Here is a 17,874-nt window from a genome sequence, read left to right as displayed (position 1 = left end):
CGCGGACATGACCACCACGAAGGCGCTGCTCATCGGACGCCGCCGCGGGTTGGCCGTCACGATGGTTCTCGGGTTCGCCCTCGTCGTGGCCCTGTCGCTCGCGGTCGCGGTCGTGGCCGAGCAGGCGAACCTGCCGACCGCGGCGGCGGTGACTGACCGGATCGTCCCGCTGTTGGTGTTTTACGCGCCGGCTCCGCTCGCGGCCGTCGGGGCGTACGCGCGCTGCGGCGGGCCGGCGTGTCTCGCTGTCGGCGTCGTCCCCGCGGTCGTGTTCGTCGCGCTCGTCCTCGTCGGAACCGTGTTCGGCGTCCCCGGCGTCGGGGGCGGCGACGCGTCGCTCGGCGGGGTGACAATGTCGTTCGCGCTCGTCGGCGTGAGCGGTGCGTTCGTCGGCTACTGCGCCGGCGTCACCGCCGTGCTGCTCGCGGATCTGGCCGGAATCGAGAACGGCGGCGAGTGAGTTCCGGACGTTTATTTCCGCCCGCGTCGAACGCGTGGGCGTGCGACGCTTCTCCGCGGAGTACCTCGAACACACGCGCCGGGGGATGTGGGCGGACGGCCGGGCGGCCCTCGCGGACCTGGATCTCTCGAACCGCCGGACCGTCCTCGACGTCGGCTGCGGCACCGGCGAGTTGACGCGCGTGCTCGACGCCGAGACGCCGCCGGAGGCGACCGTCGTCGGCGTCGATGCCGATCCCGACCTCCTCGCCGTCGCCCGCGAGGAGACCGACCTCCCCTACGTCGCCGGCGACGCGACTCGGCTCCCGCTTCCGGACGACGCAGTCGACCTCGTGGTCTGTCAGGCCCTCCTGATCAACCTTCCCGATCCCGCGGCTGCGGTCCGGGAGTTCGCGCGGGTCTCGTCCGAACTGGTCGCCGCGATTGAGCCGGACAACGCCGACGTCAGCGTGAGTTCCACCGTCGACACCGAGGAGGGACTGGAGCGGGAGGCGCGCGAGGCGTATTTAAAAGGCGTCGGAACCGACGTGGCGCTCGGTGACCGAGTTCGGGAGTCGTTCGCGGCGGCCGGGCTCGGCGACCTCCGGACCCGGCGGTACGTCCACGAGAAGCGCACCGAGCCCCCGTACGCGGAGTCGGCGTTGGCGGCGGCGGCGCGGAAGGCGTCGGGGGCGGGACTCGCCGACCACCGCGAGGAACTGGTGGCCGCGACCTCGACGAGCGAGTACGACGACCTCCGTCGACGCTGGCGCAAGATGGGCCGAACCATCGTCGACGCGATCGGGGCGGGCGACTACGAACGCGTTGAACGGGTCCCCTTTGACGTGACCGTCGGACGAGTGAAATGAGCGATAGCGGGAGTGGGGATGTCAATTCGGAGGAGTGGTCGTTTATAAGTGAGAGAGCGGTGTTGCCGTCGGCTGTTTATATATCGTGGCTGGTGTGGTGACTCGCCGTGTCTCTGGCGGTGATTGCTTATCGGTGATTGTTGCTGGCCCGGTGAACACTTCCAAAGCCCCAGCCACTCGGCTATACGCGATTAGTACCGAATCGGCGGTGAACATCCCCAAAGCCCCAGCCGCGACGAGCTCGCGGTTTCACCGCTCGCTACGAGGGCTCCCTCCGGTCGCCCTCGCTACTCGCGCGGCTTGCTGTGGTCCTCGACCGCTCACTTCGTTCGCGGTCTGCGGTCCTTGCTGCGCCGTGCTTCGTCCTCGCGGCTCCCCCTTTGAGTCCTCCCGACCGTAACCGCCCCGCACCTCACGCCTCCCCAGCCTCGCGGCTCACTCCGTTCGCCGCGTCCCTCGTGGGCTTTCGCCGGCGGCTTCGCCGCCGGCTGTCAGAGGGACCTTCGGTCCCTCCCTACTCGCGCCCTGTGGGCGCTCGGAGGCGCGCCACCGCACCGCCTCGTTTATTTATAAGCAGTCGTCGCCGTCACGCTCGTCCGTTTAAATACCTCGTTGCCAGCGGCGGTTTGCAATCGCTACTCCCGTCTTCGATCAGACCATGTCTCCTCGCACTGACGCGCCCTCCTGTTCGGCGCGCTCGCGCGTGATGGTTGCCGCCGCCTCGCGCGCCGCATCCTCGTCGGCACCGAGCATTCCGAGCGCGTCGACGAGCGTCGGCATGGCGAAGGAGGCGTCTCGGAGCCGGTCGAACGCCTCCTCGTCGCGGGTGCCGTCGACCCACAGGCAGACGCCGCGCGGATCGAGCACCTCCTCGTAGGCGTCGCGAGCGAGCGCCCCCGTCAGGCGCTGTCGAACGTTGTCCTCAAAGCTCGCGTTACACACTTCCAGGTGGATCGGCTCGTGGTCAGCGACGAGCTCCGCGGCGAGACACTGCTCGGGCGCGGCGTACCCGTTGTCGCTCGCGCGCACGCGGTCCGGGTGCGCCTCGGCCCACGCGGCGCGCACGGAGGTGCCGACGCCCTTGACCCCGTACTCGGCCTCGAACGCGGCGGCCGCGTCGGCGTCGCCGCCCATGATCACGTCCTTCGTGAGGTAAACGTCGAGCCGCTCGACGGGGTCCAACCCGAGCGCAACGTCGCCGAACGCCCACACCTCCCGGACGGGCACCGGCATCGTCTCGTTCGCGACGCGGTCGACGAGGGCCTCCAACCGGTCGACGGCCTGCTCTCGGTCCATTGGAAGCCCGTAGGCGGGTCGCGGGCAAACCGGTTACGCTCGGTCGACGGCGGTCCGCGACAACGACGGTTCGCGACAACGACGGTTCGCGGCAACGACGGCCCGCGGTAACGCCGACCTCCACGACAGCAACTCTCAGCGACGGCGACCCGCCGCGACGCTAGGCGTCCAGGAACGCGCGGATCTCCGCGGGCGACCGCGCGTTGAGTACGTCGGCGGTCTCCGCCCAGCCGCGCCGGGCGGTGTGGACGCCGTACCGGGCGTACTCGAGCTCGCGGGGCGCGTGCGCGTCGGTGTTGACGGCGATCGTCGCGCCCGCGTCGATCGCGGCCCGCACCGCGCCGCCGTCGGCGTCGAGGCGGGCGGGGTTCGCGTTCACCTCGATCGCGGTGCCCGCGTCCGCGGCGGCTTCGACCACGGCTTCGATATCCGGCGAGAGCCCGGGACGGCTGTTGATTATCCGGCCCGTCGGGTGTCCGAGGACGTCGACGTGGGGGTGTTCGACGGCGTGGATCAGTCGCTCCGTGGCGGCCTCGTCGTCCTGTCCGAGCGCGGAGTGCGGCGAGGCCACGACAATGTCGAGGTCGGCGAGCGTCTCGTCGTCGGTGGTGATCGCGCCCGCCGCGTCGATGTTGGCCTCGATCCCGTGGAACACCGCGATCTCGGCGTCCGATTCGGCGTCGTCCGCACCGACCTCGTCGGCAGCGACGGCTCCCGGAACCTGGTCGATCGCCGCCGTGACCGCCTCGGCCTGCTCGGCGATTTCGGCCTCGTCGAGGCCGGTATTTCCGAAGATACCGGGGCCGGCGGCGTGGTCCGTGACCGCGTGGACGTCGTAGCCGCGGTCGATCGCCGCCTCGATCATCTCCGCGATCGCGAATCCGCCGTCGGACCAGTCGGTGTGGGTGTGGAGGTCCCCGCGGAGCGCGTCGGTCCCGACGAGGTCCGGGAGGTTCCGTTCCGCCGCGGCCGCGACCTCGCCGGTGTCCTCGCGGAGTTCGGGCGGGATCGGGTCCATATCGAGCGCCTCGTAGACGCCGTCTTCGGTCGCGCCCGCGACGTGCTCGCCGGCGCGTTGGTCGGCGTCCCCGTCGTCGGCGTCCCCGTCGTCGGCATCCCCGTCGTCCACACCGGAGACGTCGAACAGGCCGTACTCGTTCAGCTTCAGGCCGCGGTCGATCGCGCGGTTGCGTACCGCGACGTTGTGGGCGCGCGAGCCGGTGAAGTACTGGAGGGCCGCGCCGAACTCGGCGGCGTCGACGATCCGGAGGTCGACCCGCGTACCGCTCGCGCGGACGCTCGCCTTGCCGGTGCCCGCCTCGATGGTCGCGTCGGCCTCGGACCAGTCCGTGAACGCCTCGACGATGGCCGCTCGCGCGTCGCCGGCGACGAGCAGGTCGATGTCCCCGATCGTGTCCTTCCAGCGCCGGATCGAACCGCACACTTCGGCGGACTCGACGACGTCGAGCTCGGCGAGGTGCGCGAGGGCGGCGTCCGCAACGGGGCGCGCATCGCCGAGGCGGGTTCGCTTTTTCGCCTCGCGGGCGAAGGGGATGTTGTCGAGGATGTTCTCCTCGGTCTTTGCGCCGAATCCCGAGACGTCTCGGATCTCGCCCGCCTCGGCCGCCGCCTCCAGCTCGTCGAGCGTGGTGATCCCGAGCGCCTCGTAGAGGGAGCCGACCGTCTTCGGACCGACGCCCTCGACCGCGGTGAGCCCGGCCATGTCGACGGGGAGCTCCGAGCGAAGCTCCTCCAGTTCCTCGATCGAACCGGTGTCGACGTACTCGACGATCTTCGACGCGATGGCGTCGCCGACGCGGTCGATCTCGGCGACGGCGTCCTCGCCCTCGCCCGCGAGGTTCTCTATCGGGGCGGCGTGCTCGCGGACGTTCTCGGCGGCGCGACGGTAGGCGGTCGGTTTGTACTCGACGCCCGTCGCTTCGAGCAGGTCGGCGAACTCCTCTAAGCGGGCGGCGACCTCGTCGTTCCGGCTCATTACGTGTCGCGTTCGAGAGGACGATACTTATTGGTGAGTGCTCGGGAGTCGCTGCCGGTGAATCCTCGACCGCGTCAGCACCTCCATCTACGTCGGCGACCCCGCCCCTACCGGTCGATACCGCTCGCGCCGGCCACGACGCCGGCGACGTCGTCGGGAGTGACGACGGCGACGTCGCCGGCGATGGTCCGCTTCAGCGCGGCGGTCGCGGCGGCCCACTCCAGCGCGTCGGCGACGTCGCCGCCGTCGATCCGCTTCGCGAGGAAACCCGCCACGAACGCGTCGCCGGTGCCGATCGCGTCGAACGTGTCGGCGTCGAAGACGCCCTGTTCGTACACCGCGCCGTCGCGGAGCGCGACCGCGCCCTCGGTCCCGCGGGTGACGACCACCGTTTCGAAGTCGAACTCGGAGGCGAGCCCGTGGGCGATCTCGACCGCGTCCCCCTCGCGGCCCAGCACCTCCCGGGCGTCCCGCCGCGGGACGAACAGCGCGTCGACGTGCGCGAACAGTCCCTCGTAGGCCGCCCGCGCCGTCTCCGCGTCCCAGAGCTTCGCCCGGTAGTTCAGGTCGAACGACCGGGTTGCGCCGGCGTCGCCAGCCGCGCGCAACAGCGCGACCGTCGTCTCGGCCGCCCGCTCGGAGAGCGCCGGCGTGATCCCGGTCGTGTGAAAGCGCGACGCCGACTCGAGCGCGGCGGTCGGGAGGTCCGACGGCTCGACGGTGGTGATCGCGGCGTCGGCGCGATCATAGATCACGTTGGTCCCGCGCGGTTCACCGCCGCGTTCGAGGTAGTAGGTCCCGACGCGGCTCTCCGCGGGATCCGCCCACGAAACTCCGGTACGGACGCCGTGGCTCCGGAGCTCGCCGACGACGCGCCGACCGAGCGGCGAGTCCGGGAGCTTCGAGAGCCAGACGGCGTCCGCGCCCAGCCGCGCCGCGCCGACCGCGACGTTGCTCTCCGCGCCGCCGGCCTGCACGTCGAGTCCCTCCGTGGTCTCCAGCCGCTCGCCGCGCGGGGGCGAGAGCCGGAGCATCGTCTCGCCGAACGTCACCAGATCCGTCACGCCGACCACCTCGTCGGCGCGGTCGACGCGGTCGGCGTGGCCGGCGTGGCCGACGCGGTCGGTGCGGCCGGCTCGAAGGGCCCCGTTGCCGGCGTGGCCGGCGTGGCCGGCTCGAAGGGCCCCGTTGCCGCCGAAGTCGCTGCGGTGTGCATACCGAAGCGTCCGCGGGCGAGTACAAAAGGGTCCGCGATCTATCGAGCGAGCTAGGCGTCCGCCGACCCGTCGACAACGCCGTCGAGTCGGGTCGTCGGGAACAGCGCATCGACGTCCGGATCGGGGTCAACGAGGTGGTAGGCGGTGCCGTCGGGCTCGACGACGCCCGCGTCCGCGAGGTGATCGAGATGCGCGAACGCCTCCCCCGGCCCGTGGAGCACGTGGATATCGACGAGATCGCCGAACAGCGCGGCGGACACCTCCCACGCGGTGGCCGGACCGTCGTCGGCGAGGACCGAGAGCACCCGCCTCGTCCGGTGTCGGTGGTGGTCGAGTACCTCCGCGGCCCGTCGGCTCGGGTCGTCGATCCGCTCGCGGTGCCCCGGGTGCGCGGCGTCGAAGTCGCGATCGACGATCCGCGCGAGGCTCCGCGCGTACGCCGCCAGCGGCCGGTCGACGCGGACGTCGGCCCCGCCGACGTTCGGCGTGTAGCGCGGGAGGAGCGCGTCGCCGGCGAACAGTTCCTCCGGGGCGGTCGACCCTCCCGTGGCGGTCGGCTCTCGGTTCGGGTCCCGGTCCGCGCCCGAGCCCGCCCCCCCGACCGGTTCGTGGCCGGGGACCTCGCGCGGATCGAACGCGAACCCGGTCAGGCCCGCGGTGTGCCCCGGCAGGTGGACGGCTTCGAGGCCGACCCCGCCGGCGTCGATCGCGTCGCCGTCGGCGATCGGGGTCACGTCGGCTGGGCGGCCGCTGAGGTCGGCGCTCACCGACGCGAAGAAGTCCGTCAGTCGATCGCGGTCGTCCGCGGGCATCCCCCACCGGTCGAACGTCTCCCGCTGGAGGTCGTGGTCGGCGAAAAGCGGCGTCTCGGTGCCGTCAACGAGCGGGGCGTCGGCCTCGTGGACGTACACGTCGGCGTCGCTCGCGGCCTGTATCTCGCCGGCCAGCCCGGCGTGGTCCGGGTGCCAGTGGGTGAGGGCGATCGCGTCGACGTCGGCGAAGGCGACGCCGTACTCGGCGAGTCCCGTCTCCAGGTCTTCGCGCGCGTCCGGGAGCGCGACGCCGGTGTCGACCAGCGCGATCGTCTCGCCGTCGAGCAGGTAGACGTCGTTCTCGCCCTCGAACACGGTGTTGCCGAGCTGGATCCGTTTCACACGGAGTCGTCGTCGGGAGTCCTTTTGAGGGTTGCCACCGCGGAGCGCCAATCAGGGAACGCCGATCCGTGAACGCCACGCAAGGAACGCCGATCCGTGAACGCGGTTCAATCGAGAAATTCCACATCGGTAAATTCGAATCGAGCCCCGCCCCCGCTCGCGTCGGTGATCCGAACGTCCCAGCCGATCGGTTATAAGCAGTTGACCCCAGATCGGCGGTGAACACCGCCAACGCCCCAGCCGCCGGACTACGTCCGGCTGTCACCGGGCGAAGCTCGCTTGCCCGAGGGACTGTGTCCCTCGCTGCCAGAGGCGCTCCGCGCCTCGCTGCCGCTTAGTTATAAGCGGTTGGTTTGTTGAAATCTTCAGCAAGAGATATATTTCGACCCGGTTCCGGTCAACACAGAGGATTCACAAAGCGCTCAGTACACCAACTATGATGTCGATCCAATACCTGCAGCATCAAGCGCTTTCTCCCATGATCCAAACCGATTATAGTAGGTCCCTGCACTGTATGGTCCTCGTTGATTCATTTCCGAGGTTTTCGGGGGAACTCCCTGCTCATCCGCTAACTCTCGCAATGCAGTACATAGATCTTCAGTAGAGATGCGTTTCGTTTCTGTACGTGGGGTGAATCCAGCAGCCTCCAAAGCAGCATTCCATGAACCAAATTTTCCGCTATACGTATCAGGGGCCGGGTCGCCATACTCTGCCATATCCTCTTTGGTTGGCGTGTCACCACACTCCTCAGCAACCCGATGTAATTCAGCGATCAACTCCTCTTTAGACCGAGGTTTTCGTGTTTTTTTGGGCTCGAACCCTGCCTCCCTGAGGGCATCATTCCACGATCCAAACGCCCGGTAGTAGGGCGGAGCACTGTACTCACCCGACTCATTCATGTCGGCTGTTGATGGAACGTTCCCGAGTTCCTGCTCTAATCGACGAAGTGCCTGTATCAGTTCATCCTTGCGAAGACGATGTTGTCCCATCAGCGACGTGTTAACGGAGTTGGCTAATCCCAAAATTCGGTGGGTGCCGGATTAGGAGTTCGTCGTTTCTGTTCCGAACGTAATCGCATCAACTAGGAGCACGCCATCTCCGACCTCGAATCTCGGACCCGATTCGTTTGCCACCTTATTAATATCACTCACCAGAGAGTCCGACGGATCCATAGTAAGATCAATAGCGAGATCTTCTCCCGTTGGGATGGCTGCATGATTCGATGGACTGTCTGGGCTTGCACTCGTCCCTGAAATGTCATCATTATCGGTCACTCCAGTAGTTTCAGATAAATTATAAGATGAATCATCATCATTCGTTCTGAACTCATACGCGTCTACAACATCACTCTGGGAGATCGTCTCGGATTCGGTACCGACCTCATCCCCAAATGAATCAAATCCGACACCGACATTCACCGTGCTACCCGAAGTATTCGACACTTTGAGAAGATACCCTAAAGTCTTGGAACTGCTAGTATTCTGTGTCGCCACCTTCACACTCAAATCACTATTCGTTGTGTTACCACTGACGTACGCAGCTGGAAGATCACTGGGATTGTCGATAGTGTCAGCGTAGTCAGAATTCCAATCTGAAGAACCTCGACTCACCGAGAGGTTGCCCGCCGTATACACCTCCATCGTACTATCGGAGGTAGCAGTATTACTGAGAGTAGCTGAGCTGAACACCGCACCACTCCCTGTAGCCAGTGCCCCAAGACCGACGATCATGCTTCGTCGCTTCATATACTCCCGTCTTTTCGCACACCACTTAGTACTGAGTGACTTGAAACATTTCAAGGGGACCTTGAATCTCTTTCAAGGAGCGCCATCCAACTGAGAAAAATCCAACTATCGATGCTCCGAATGTGTGTCAAACGACACCACCCCAGATGAAGTATGGAAGTGTCAAGGCTAAAACCACGCCCCTATGGATATCACGATAAAGAGTCTCGTATCCACAGCGATACAGCGCCAGTGGACCGCCAGCCCATGGCCGTAGCCGGTTCGTCTCGATCACCGTCCGCGGTGGGTCCTGTCTGGCCCAACCGTATCGCCCCCGAGAGAGATGGCCACCACCGCAAAACCCGCATGAGCACCGGACCCGATCTGAAGCGGCAACCAAGCCACGATACCGATGTCGCACACCCGAGTCGACTCAGATTCAACACGAGCCGACGGGGTGAGATGCGATGAGTGTCACCCCCCGATCACCTATCGATCAGCCGCCAGCTGGATCACGCGTCGAACTTGAGTCGCTGTGCAGGCGCAATCGCGTAGCCGAGTGTTCAAACACAGTGCCAGTCTGATCATTGAACGTGCGGTCGCAATCCTTACAGAGATACCGCTGAAACACGCGATAGCTGCCGTACCGAATCACGGATTCGCCACGGCAGCGTGGGCAATAGACGCCATCACGCCAGCGAACCTGTGCCAGCAGGTTTGCGGCTCGACGCTCCGAGACGAACGTCTTGACTGGGAACATCGTTCGTTGGGTGACGCAGTCGCATCACACTTGCCCGCTGTGACTTCCAGTTACTGCTGAGAACTGACCAACAATCCTCTACCCAAGAGCGTTGTTAGTTACGAAGCGAGCGCTCGGAGGCGCAGCGAGGCGCAGAGCACCGCTGGCAGCCGGCGGCTCGCCGCCGGCGACGCCACCACATGTACATACAATCCTCGACGACTCTGGTTGACGTCGAGTGAGCACAGTCCCCCCCACGAACGTGCACATAGAAAAGCATTAGAACGGGCTCGATAACCACGTAAGTGAATGAGTCTGTCCGAGCCGGACCACGAGCTCGTCGTCGCGGAGCTCGGCCGGGAGCCGACGACGGCCGAGGTCGCGCTGTTCGAGAACCTCTGGAGCGAGCACTGCGCGTACCGCTCCTCGCGGCCCCTGCTGTCGGCGTTCGACAGCGAGGGCGATCAGGTCGTCGTCGGGCCCGGCGACGACGCCGCCGTCCTCGCGCTCCCGGCCCCCGAAGCCGCCGACACGCCCGCGCCCGACCGCGACGCCGACGACTACGGCGACACCTACGTCACCTTCGGCGTCGAGAGCCACAACCACCCCTCCTTCGTCGACCCGTTCGACGGCGCGGCGACCGGCGTCGGCGGCATCGTCCGCGACACCATGTCGATGGGCGCATACCCCATCGCCCTACTCGACTCGCTGTACTTCGGCGGCTTCGACCGCGAGCGCTCGCGGTACCTCTTCGAGGGCGTCGTCGAGGGAATCTCCCACTACGGCAACTGCATTGGCGTCCCCACGGTGGGCGGCAGCGTCGCCTTCCACGACGGCTACGAGGGAAACCCCCTCGTCAACGTCGCCTGCGTCGGTCTCACGAACGAGGAGCGACTCGTCACAGCCACGGCCCAGGAGCCCGGCAACACGCTGGTCCTGGTCGGTAACGGTACCGGCCGCGACGGCCTCGGCGGCGCGTCGTTCGCCTCGGAGGACCTCGCCGAGGACGCCGAGACGGAGGACCGCCCCGCGGTGCAGGTCGGCGATCCCTACGCCGAAAAGCGCCTCATCGAGTGCAACGAGGCGCTCGTCGACGAGCGCCTCGTCCTCTCCGCCCGCGACCTCGGCGCGGCCGGGCTCGGCGGCGCTTCCTCCGAACTCGTCGCCAAGGGCGGGCTCGGCGCGCGGATCGACCTCGACCGCGTCCACCAGCGCGAGCCGAACATGAACGCGATGGAGATTCTGCTCGCCGAGAGCCAGGAGCGGATGTGCTACGAGGTCGACCCCGAGGACGTCGAGCGCGTCGAGGAACTCGCCGAGCGGTTCGACCTCGGCTGCTCGGTCATCGGCGAAGTGACCGACGGCAACTACGTCTGCGAGTTCGCGGGCAGGAGTGACGGCGGGGACGGAGAACGCGAGACCGTCGTTGACGTCGACGCCGAGTTCCTCGCCGACGGTGCCCCGATGAACGACCTCGCGAGCGAGGCACCGACACAGCCGGATCGGGACCTCCCCGACCCGGAGCCCTCCCTCGCCGAGGCGGTCGAGGCCGTGATCGCCGCGCCGTCGACCGCGAGCAAGCGATGGGTGTACCGCCAGTACGACCACGAAGTCGGCGTCCGGACCGCGATGACGCCCGGCGACGACGCCGCGATCATGGCGATCCGGGAGACCGCGGCGGACACCGGCGTCAGCGAGGGGGCCGTCGACGGGGACGACGCCGAGGGCGTCGGCCTCGCGCTCTCCTCGGGCGCGAACCCGAAGTGGACCGAGGTGGCCCCCTACGAGGGTGCCCGCGCGGTCGCGCTCGAAAACGCGACGAACCTCGCCGCGAAGGGCGCGCTCCCGCTCGCGGCGGTCGACTGTCTCAACGGCGGCAACCCGGAAAAACCGGACGTGTACGGCGGGTTCAAGGGGATTGTCGACGGGCTCGCGGACGCCTGCGCCGCCCTCGGCGCGCCGGTCGTCGGCGGCAACGTCTCGCTGTACAACGACAGCGTGGAGGGGCCGATCCCGCCGACGCCGACGCTCGCGCTCATCGGGACCACGCGTGGGTACGACGCCCCGCCCGCGGCCCTCGACGCCGACCGCGCCGCCGACTCCGAACTGCTGCTCGTCGGCGCTGGCGGCGGCGCGCTCGGCGGCTCCGAGTACCTCGCGCAAGCGGGCGGCACGGACCGGTTCCCGGCCCTCCCGGGCTCGGACACCGGTGACCTCGCCGACCTCGTCGCGTCGCTCGCGGCGGTCGCACGACACGAGTCGACGCTCGCGGCCCACGACGTGAGCGACGGCGGACTCGCGGTCGCGCTCGCCGAGTTGGTGACCGACGCGGCCGGCGCGGACGCGACCCTTCCCGACCGCATCGCGGCCTTCGAGGAGACGCCCGGTCGGCTCGTCGTCCAGACCACGGACCCCGAGGCGGTCGCGGCGCTCGCGGGCGACGTTCCGGTCTTCCGGCTCGGCGACGTGACGACCGACGGGACGCTCTCGCTGTCCGTCGGCGAGGAGTCGATCGCCCTCGACGCCGACGCGGTCCGCGACCGCCGCGGCGTCATCGAGCGCGAACTGGCCTGAATCGCTGCACGGGACGCCCCGCGTCCGATGCGAGATGCCCCGCGTCCGATGCGAGACGCCCCGCGCCCGATGCGAGACGTCCCGCCACCGAACCGGGTCGTCATCCCTCGACGGGTTCCGCAGCGAGAGAGCGAGCGATACGCTTTTAGGCCTTCCTAAAATACGTAGTGGCAACTACGGGACGCCGAGCGGTTCGGTGCCCGCCACATCGATGGCTCAAACGCAAACGCACTCAGTCGGAACGACGCGATCGGGCGAAGAGGCGAGCGAGTCGAACGTCGCCCCGTCGCTGGATCCGGTGTTGTCGCTGTCGGGCGTGACGAAGGAGTTCGGCCCGGAGACCGCCGTCGACGGCGTCTCGCTCGACGTCCGACCCGGCGAGCTGCTCACGTTCCTCGGGCCTTCGGGCTGCGGGAAGACGACGACGCTCCGGACCATCGCCGGGCTCGAGGAGCCGACCGAGGGGAGCGTCGTCCTCGGGGACGAGACGGTCGCCGGCGACGGCGCGTTCGTACCACCCGAGGAGCGCGACGTGGGGATCGTCTTCCAGAATTTCGCGCTGTTCCCGCACCTGACCGTCCGGGAGAACATCGCATTCGGTCTCGACGGCGACGAGGCCGCGACCGCGGCCCGTGTCGACGAGCTGCTCGACTTAGTCAATATGCCCGAGCACGGCGAGAAGACGCCGGATCAGCTCTCTGGGGGGCAGAAACAGCGCGTCGCGCTCGCGCGGTCGCTCGCGCCGGAGCCCGATGTCCTCCTGCTCGACGAGCCGTTCTCGAACCTCGACGTGCGGCTCCGCGTGGCGATGCGCGAGGAGGTCCGACAGATCCTGAAGGCGGCCGGCGTCACCGCCGTCTCCGTCACTCACGACCAGGAGGAGGCGCTCTCCATCTCCGACCGGGTCGCGGTGATGAACGAGGGATCGATCGAGCAGGTCGGCCGCCCGGAAGCCGTCTTCGAGCGACCCGAGTCGAAGTTCGTCGCCTCCTTCCTCGGCCGGGCGTCGTTCCTGGAGGGCCACCTCCACGACGGGAAGGTCGAGACGGGGATCGGGCGGTTCGACGCCGTCACGCTGGAGGGGTACGACACCGTCTACGACGGCGCGCCGGTCGACGTCCTCGTGCGACCGGACGACCTCCGAGCGACCCCCGCGAGCGCCGAGCTGGCCGACGGCGTCATCGTCTCCAGGCAGTACGTCGGGCCCTCCTTCGTCTACCGGGTCGAACTGGAGTCGGGCGACGTGGTCCACTGCCTGCACAACCACGTGGAGGAGTTCGACCTCGACGAGCCGGTGAGCCTGGACCTCTCGGCAGACCACCCGCTGGCGTGGTACCCGCGGTGAGCGTCCGGTCGAAGCGTCCTCCACGTAGATACGTTCCGGTCGATCTGCTGTCTCCGATGCATTTTATCAACTCGGGGAGTGACAGATACGCATGGCCGGCATCGAACTCACCGATCGAGGGCTGGTCGTCGACCGCGCTCCGAACCGGCTCGACGAACTCGCAGTCGATTTCTCCGCGATCCTCTCTCGGTTCGATATCGACCACGTCTTCGTCGCCGGCTACGTCGCCATTCTCGCCGGCCGATCACGGTCGACGGAAGACATAGACGTCTTCATCGAACGATGTTCCACGGACCGGATCGATGAGCTCGTCGCCGAACTCGAACGCGAGGGATACTGGGGCCCCGCGATGCCCCTCTCCGAGATGTACGAGAATCTCGCGAACGACACGAACATCTGGATCGCACCCGAGGGCGAGATGACGCCGCACCTCGAAGTGAAGTTCCCGGGCGACGAGATAGACGACGCCTCCCTCGAAAACGCCGTGAACGCGCACGTCGGCGGCCACACGGTACCGATCGGACCGTTGGAACTTCAGATCGCGGTCAAACTGTCACTCGGGGGGCGAACGGACCTCGAGGACGCCGCCCACCTGTATACGCTCTTCGGAGAAACGCTTTCCCGTCCCCGTCTCGAAACGTGGGTCGAACGACTCGACGTCGAGGATCGCTATGAACGACTCACATCGGTCTGATGAGGGTTCGATTCCCGCAAGCGACGGCGATCCGGAGCGTTCCCCGCGATACGACCAGGTAGTCCGATGGGTCGAGTACATCGAAGCGAATCCGCCGGCGGTCTGGGGCCCCCAGCAGAACGCGGTCGTCGATGGCCAGATAGAGAGCGCACGGGCAGCCGACGTGAGTGCCGACGATCGCGACCGAATCCGTCGATTCGCCGAACGCGAACTGCGATCGGACGAGATTAAACACGAAGACGAGACGGCGGAGTGACGAGACGGCCCAGTGGAGAGACGGAACGACACGGCGAACGACCGACAAGCCGTCAGTCGCGGAGTTCGTCGAGAGGGAGTCGAGTGAGTCGAGAAGGCATCGAGAACGGTAGACCGCACAATGGCTGATACTGCGCCGAGAGCGACGTGACTGCGTGACTCCCTTCACGCGTCATCTCGACGGATACAGAGGCCGGCTCAGAACGTGAAGAGGAACGGGATGACGTAGGCGATCAGCAGGCCGACGAGGGTGACGGCCGCGCCGATGCCGACCTCGCGGCTGCCGAACGCCTGCATGGGGGCGGTCACGCGCGCGTCCGGGTCGGGCTCGTGTGAGTGGTCGTCCATATCTCCGATTCGCGCGGCGAAATATAAAAACGCACCTGACCGCGATTCGGTGACGATGCGGGACGGCCACCGCGGTCGTCGAGGCAAGGTTCGGGTGACTGGGAAACTCTTATCTGTCGGTTGCGTAATTTGTTCTCGTTGATGGATATACTGGTCGGCGACGCCGAGGCGGTGTTGATATCCGGAGCGACGCTGTCGGGCCGGCGACGGCTGTTCCACCGGATCCTGCACGAGTGGGCGGCGAGACCGCTCGTCGTGTCGACCCTGCAGCCCGCGGATCGCGTGCGGGCGACCCACGAGCGGATGCTCCGCGAGGGTGACGCGGGTAACGGGGATGACGCGGGTGACGCGAGTGATGCGGGCGACCCGGAGGACAGAGACGGCGCGAACGATCCGCTGGTCGTTGACTGCTTGACCAACGCGCTCGGGCGGTCGGCGACGGACGACGACGCCACCAAGTTCGCCCAGCACCCGAGCAACCTCACGTCGATCGGGACGAAGTTCACGGAGTTTGTCGACGGATGCGATTCCGGGGAGCTCGCGGTGGGGCTGTCGTCGATTTCTCCGCTGTTGATGTACGCCTCGTCGACCGACGTGTACCGGTTCGTCCACCTGCTCGTTCAGCAGTCGGCGGGGGCGGAATCACCGGTGGTGGCGACGATCGATTCGGCGGCCCACGACGAGCTGGACGTCGAGCGGTTCGTCCCGCTGTTCGACCGCACCATCGAGGCGCGGCGGGTCGGCGACGAGCAGGAGTTCCGAGTCAGCCGACCGGACTCGACGGAATGGTGGCCACTGTGACGAATCGGACGACACCCCCAGAACGCCTTCATTCATTCGGCGACCAGCCTTTATGATCGACAAGGGCTCTCGGGCCGGGAGGCCCTCCACGAGACCGGCGTTTCGCTCACGACTCGTAATCACAAGGACGGGTATACGGCTGTGAGTATGTCGGACCTAATGACGAGGTGAACCGGTTCGATCCAAACCTATGAATACGAAGTTACACTTGTTTTCCCGTCCGGAATATATTCTTTGCCAAGAGCTGAAACGCATTCGCCCGGAGACACCGACAGCCGCAGCAGCGCTCAGCCATCAACGGATGCACCTCAGGAAGAGCCCCAAGCAACGTCGAAAATCCAGTGCAGCCCATCGGCTGGATCACCACCGAGAGAACCAAGTTGACCGCAAAGAACCCATTCGAAAAGAGAAACAAGATCTCAATGTAGGGTATACACCCCCACAGGATTGGGGTGTACCTACAGTTGGAACCTCTCAGAAAAGAGAAAAGAGTCGGCCACAGCACTAGCCGGCACAGCAACGTGTGCTTCGGCAACAATTGAAAACCACGCCGCTTGCTGGCAATTTTCCTGAATGATGGCGCACGGTTCACATTATCACCATCAAAGACATCGCAGACAACAGACACCAGTCACGACGTCGCTCCAGTTACAGTCGTTTACACACCGTATCTTGCGGGGGGAACTGCCCGCTGATCCACGAGCCCGCACTCGACGACATGGTGGGGTTCACCTGACTCCCCAGCGGATCGCCACTTGTATCTCACCATTCTGCGATCAGATCGGGATTATTCTCAGTCAGAGATCGGTTCATTGATACGCATTTTATACCCAGGACAAGCGCAATACCACAGCCTTTCGGCCGTGGATACGCGCCGTCACTTCGTGACACGTTCCACCGACACACGCATAGTCCGAGGTTCCAATCCCACGGTTTCAACTCACAAGAACCCAGACACAGTAGCAAGGGCAGGTCGACCGGAGCGGATTTCGACCATTCTTCGGAGGTGGGCTCACCGCCAACCTACTGAGACAAGATACGAAACGCCGACGCGGTGAACGCCACTTCTCGAAGAGTGTGCTTGTGCCCGTCGGTCGAGCAAGCACGGCGATGCCTCCTCTGACACCAGGGCCACCACGGCACGGGCGCAGGCCCGACTCGACTGGATCATCGGGCTCACCAGCCGGCTGGAGGCGGTTCTCGAAGAGCACGAGCGCCTCCGCGAGCGGTTTGCGTATCTCACCTACCGGACGGACGTTGCAGTCGTCGTGAACGGTGAGCCGGTCGATCGGGGACATCCGTTCGACGCCGTCACTGACAGTCGGGTGCGCGTGACGCGCGAGACCCAGGACGCGTCTCTCGCACTCGAGCATGCGCCCGATCAGGGCCTCGACGTGTACAGCAACGAGCTGTACGTCACCACCGATCACGACGCGGCGTGGGTGGCGTCGTCGTCTCCGAGGGGAATCTGACGCTCAACTTCGGACGGACGGCGATTCAGTCGGGGTGTGACGGTGGCAGCGAATTCAGGAGACGATCGCTGACGCACGGCAGGCGTTGGACGAACTGGTGAGCGATGGCGCGCTTGACAGCCAGCCACGCGCGAAGATGACGGAACGCCCGATCAGCGACGAAACACTGCGTGAGCGCTGGCGCGATCGCGATCGCTTCCAGCTGGTGACTGACACGCCCGTGAGTCTGGCACGGATTCACGCCGCCCCACAGATTGCGTTCCAGGAGGGCGGCAGTCACGGCGCAGATGCGCTCGTCGAGCGGGGCACCATCGTGCTCGATACGACCGATCCGGCCACCAAGCGGTTAGCGTCGGCGGCTGCAGCGAGCGACTCGGTGATTTCGCTCCCATCACGGTTCGACGTCGCCACCCGGGCCGAGGAGGCGAGTGTCTGGGAGGGGTTCAGTCGGCTGGCAGACCCCGATCTGTCGACACGGCAGGCGCGATACCGCTTGTTCGCGCGAGCGCTGGCCGCGGCGATCGGGACCGACCCGACGCGGTCGACACGACTGCGGAGCAGTTCCGAGTCACCAGGTTCTCCGACGGCGAGTGGGGCGCGCTCGACACCGCCGTGGTCGCGGATTCGACGACGATGTGCTGCGGTGACACGCTGTGCTCCCAGACGAATCGATATAATTTACGCTGTTGAATTCCCAGTCAGCAGATCGATTCTGCAACTGAAACAGCCGTTCAGCAACGACCACCTCCTGATCGATGCAGGGATGGGTGAAACCGCGAGCTCGTCGCGGCTGGGGCTTTGGAAGGGTTCACCGCGCCATCGACAACTTATAAATAATCAACGGCAGAAACACAGCAGTTCACCGAGACAGCAACGACGTAGAAACAGCCGACGGCAACACCACTCTCTCACGTATGAACAATCACCACCACACAATGAGATCCCTACTCCC

General features: G+C 66.3%; 15 protein-coding genes and 1 pseudogene. 8 read left to right on the top strand and 8 right to left on the bottom strand.

What is annotated here, in order from left to right:
* Positions 1 to 7: 7 nt before the first annotated feature.
* Positions 8 to 460, top strand: coding sequence for a hypothetical protein (locus ACFQEY_RS01340; RefSeq protein ID WP_379764034.1), 453 nt, complete (start codon positions 8 to 10; stop codon positions 458 to 460).
* 40 nt (positions 461 to 500) lie between these two features.
* Positions 501 to 1,307, top strand: a complete 807-nt coding sequence (locus ACFQEY_RS01335) for a class I SAM-dependent methyltransferase (RefSeq protein ID WP_379764032.1) — start codon at positions 501 to 503, stop codon at positions 1,305 to 1,307.
* A gap of 651 nt (positions 1,308 to 1,958) precedes the next feature.
* Here ACFQEY_RS01335 and ACFQEY_RS01330 read toward each other — a convergent pair.
* From ACFQEY_RS01330 to ACFQEY_RS01300, 7 genes and pseudogenes are all read right to left on the bottom strand, one after another.
* Positions 1,959 to 2,603, bottom strand: a complete 645-nt coding sequence (locus tag ACFQEY_RS01330) for a DUF7095 family protein (RefSeq protein ID WP_379764030.1) — start codon at positions 2,601 to 2,603, stop codon at positions 1,959 to 1,961.
* A gap of 160 nt (positions 2,604 to 2,763) precedes the next feature.
* Positions 2,764 to 4,599, bottom strand: a complete 1,836-nt coding sequence (locus ACFQEY_RS01325) for a helix-hairpin-helix domain-containing protein (protein WP_379764028.1) — start codon at positions 4,597 to 4,599, stop codon at positions 2,764 to 2,766.
* Positions 4,600 to 4,706: 107 nt separating this feature from the next.
* Complete coding sequence (kdgK1, locus tag ACFQEY_RS01320; RefSeq protein WP_379764026.1) at positions 4,707 to 5,672, bottom strand: bifunctional 2-dehydro-3-deoxygluconokinase/2-dehydro-3-deoxygalactonokinase; 966 nt, start codon at positions 5,670 to 5,672, stop codon at positions 4,707 to 4,709.
* 194 nt (positions 5,673 to 5,866) lie between these two features.
* Positions 5,867 to 6,970 (bottom strand): MBL fold metallo-hydrolase, encoded by a 1,104-nt coding sequence (locus ACFQEY_RS01315; protein WP_379764024.1) that lies wholly within the window; start codon positions 6,968 to 6,970, stop codon positions 5,867 to 5,869.
* A 434-nt stretch (positions 6,971 to 7,404) separates the two neighbouring features.
* Complete coding sequence (locus ACFQEY_RS01310; RefSeq protein ID WP_379764022.1) at positions 7,405 to 7,959, bottom strand: homing endonuclease associated repeat-containing protein; 555 nt, start codon at positions 7,957 to 7,959, stop codon at positions 7,405 to 7,407.
* 51 nt (positions 7,960 to 8,010) lie between these two features.
* Positions 8,011 to 8,700 (bottom strand): hypothetical protein, encoded by a 690-nt coding sequence (locus ACFQEY_RS01305; protein WP_379764020.1) that lies wholly within the window; start codon positions 8,698 to 8,700, stop codon positions 8,011 to 8,013.
* A gap of 535 nt (positions 8,701 to 9,235) precedes the next feature.
* A pseudogene (locus ACFQEY_RS01300) lies at positions 9,236 to 9,454 on the bottom strand (transposase); the annotation flags it as partial.
* A gap of 288 nt (positions 9,455 to 9,742) precedes the next feature.
* Between ACFQEY_RS01300 and purL the strand changes: the two are divergent.
* From purL to ACFQEY_RS01280, 4 genes are all read left to right on the top strand, one after another.
* On the top strand, positions 9,743 to 12,007 hold the full coding sequence (gene purL, locus ACFQEY_RS01295) for a phosphoribosylformylglycinamidine synthase subunit PurL (RefSeq protein ID WP_379764018.1): 2,265 nt from the start codon (positions 9,743 to 9,745) through the stop codon (positions 12,005 to 12,007).
* A 211-nt stretch (positions 12,008 to 12,218) separates the two neighbouring features.
* Complete coding sequence (locus ACFQEY_RS01290; protein WP_379764016.1) at positions 12,219 to 13,352, top strand: ABC transporter ATP-binding protein; 1,134 nt, start codon at positions 12,219 to 12,221, stop codon at positions 13,350 to 13,352.
* A 91-nt stretch (positions 13,353 to 13,443) separates the two neighbouring features.
* Positions 13,444 to 14,046, top strand: a complete 603-nt coding sequence (locus ACFQEY_RS01285; RefSeq protein WP_379764014.1) for a hypothetical protein — start codon at positions 13,444 to 13,446, stop codon at positions 14,044 to 14,046.
* Entirely contained in the window at positions 14,024 to 14,302 is a 279-nt protein-coding gene (locus ACFQEY_RS01280; RefSeq protein ID WP_379764012.1) for a hypothetical protein, read from the top strand. Before ACFQEY_RS01285 ends, ACFQEY_RS01280 begins: the two co-directional genes overlap by 23 nt.
* 197 nt (positions 14,303 to 14,499) lie before the next feature.
* Here the strand turns inward: ACFQEY_RS01280 and ACFQEY_RS01275 are convergent, their stop codons facing one another.
* On the bottom strand, positions 14,500 to 14,649 hold the full coding sequence (locus ACFQEY_RS01275) for a DUF7550 family protein (protein WP_379764009.1): 150 nt from the start codon (positions 14,647 to 14,649) through the stop codon (positions 14,500 to 14,502).
* A gap of 141 nt (positions 14,650 to 14,790) precedes the next feature.
* Here ACFQEY_RS01275 and ACFQEY_RS01270 point away from each other — a divergent pair, with 141 nt between their 5' ends.
* Both ACFQEY_RS01270 and ACFQEY_RS01265 read left to right on the top strand, forming a co-directional pair.
* Positions 14,791 to 15,450 (top strand): DUF7504 family protein, encoded by a 660-nt coding sequence (locus ACFQEY_RS01270; RefSeq protein ID WP_379764007.1) that lies wholly within the window; start codon positions 14,791 to 14,793, stop codon positions 15,448 to 15,450.
* 1,268 nt (positions 15,451 to 16,718) lie between these two features.
* Complete coding sequence (locus ACFQEY_RS01265; RefSeq protein ID WP_379764005.1) at positions 16,719 to 16,922, top strand: hypothetical protein; 204 nt, start codon at positions 16,719 to 16,721, stop codon at positions 16,920 to 16,922.
* Positions 16,923 to 17,874 lie beyond the last annotated feature (952 nt).

This window comes from Halorubrum trueperi (assembly GCF_042662525.1).
GTDB classification, from domain to species: Archaea; Halobacteriota; Halobacteria; order Halobacteriales; family Haloferacaceae; genus Halorubrum; species Halorubrum trueperi.
This window is presented reverse-complemented; position numbering and strand designations above follow the sequence as displayed.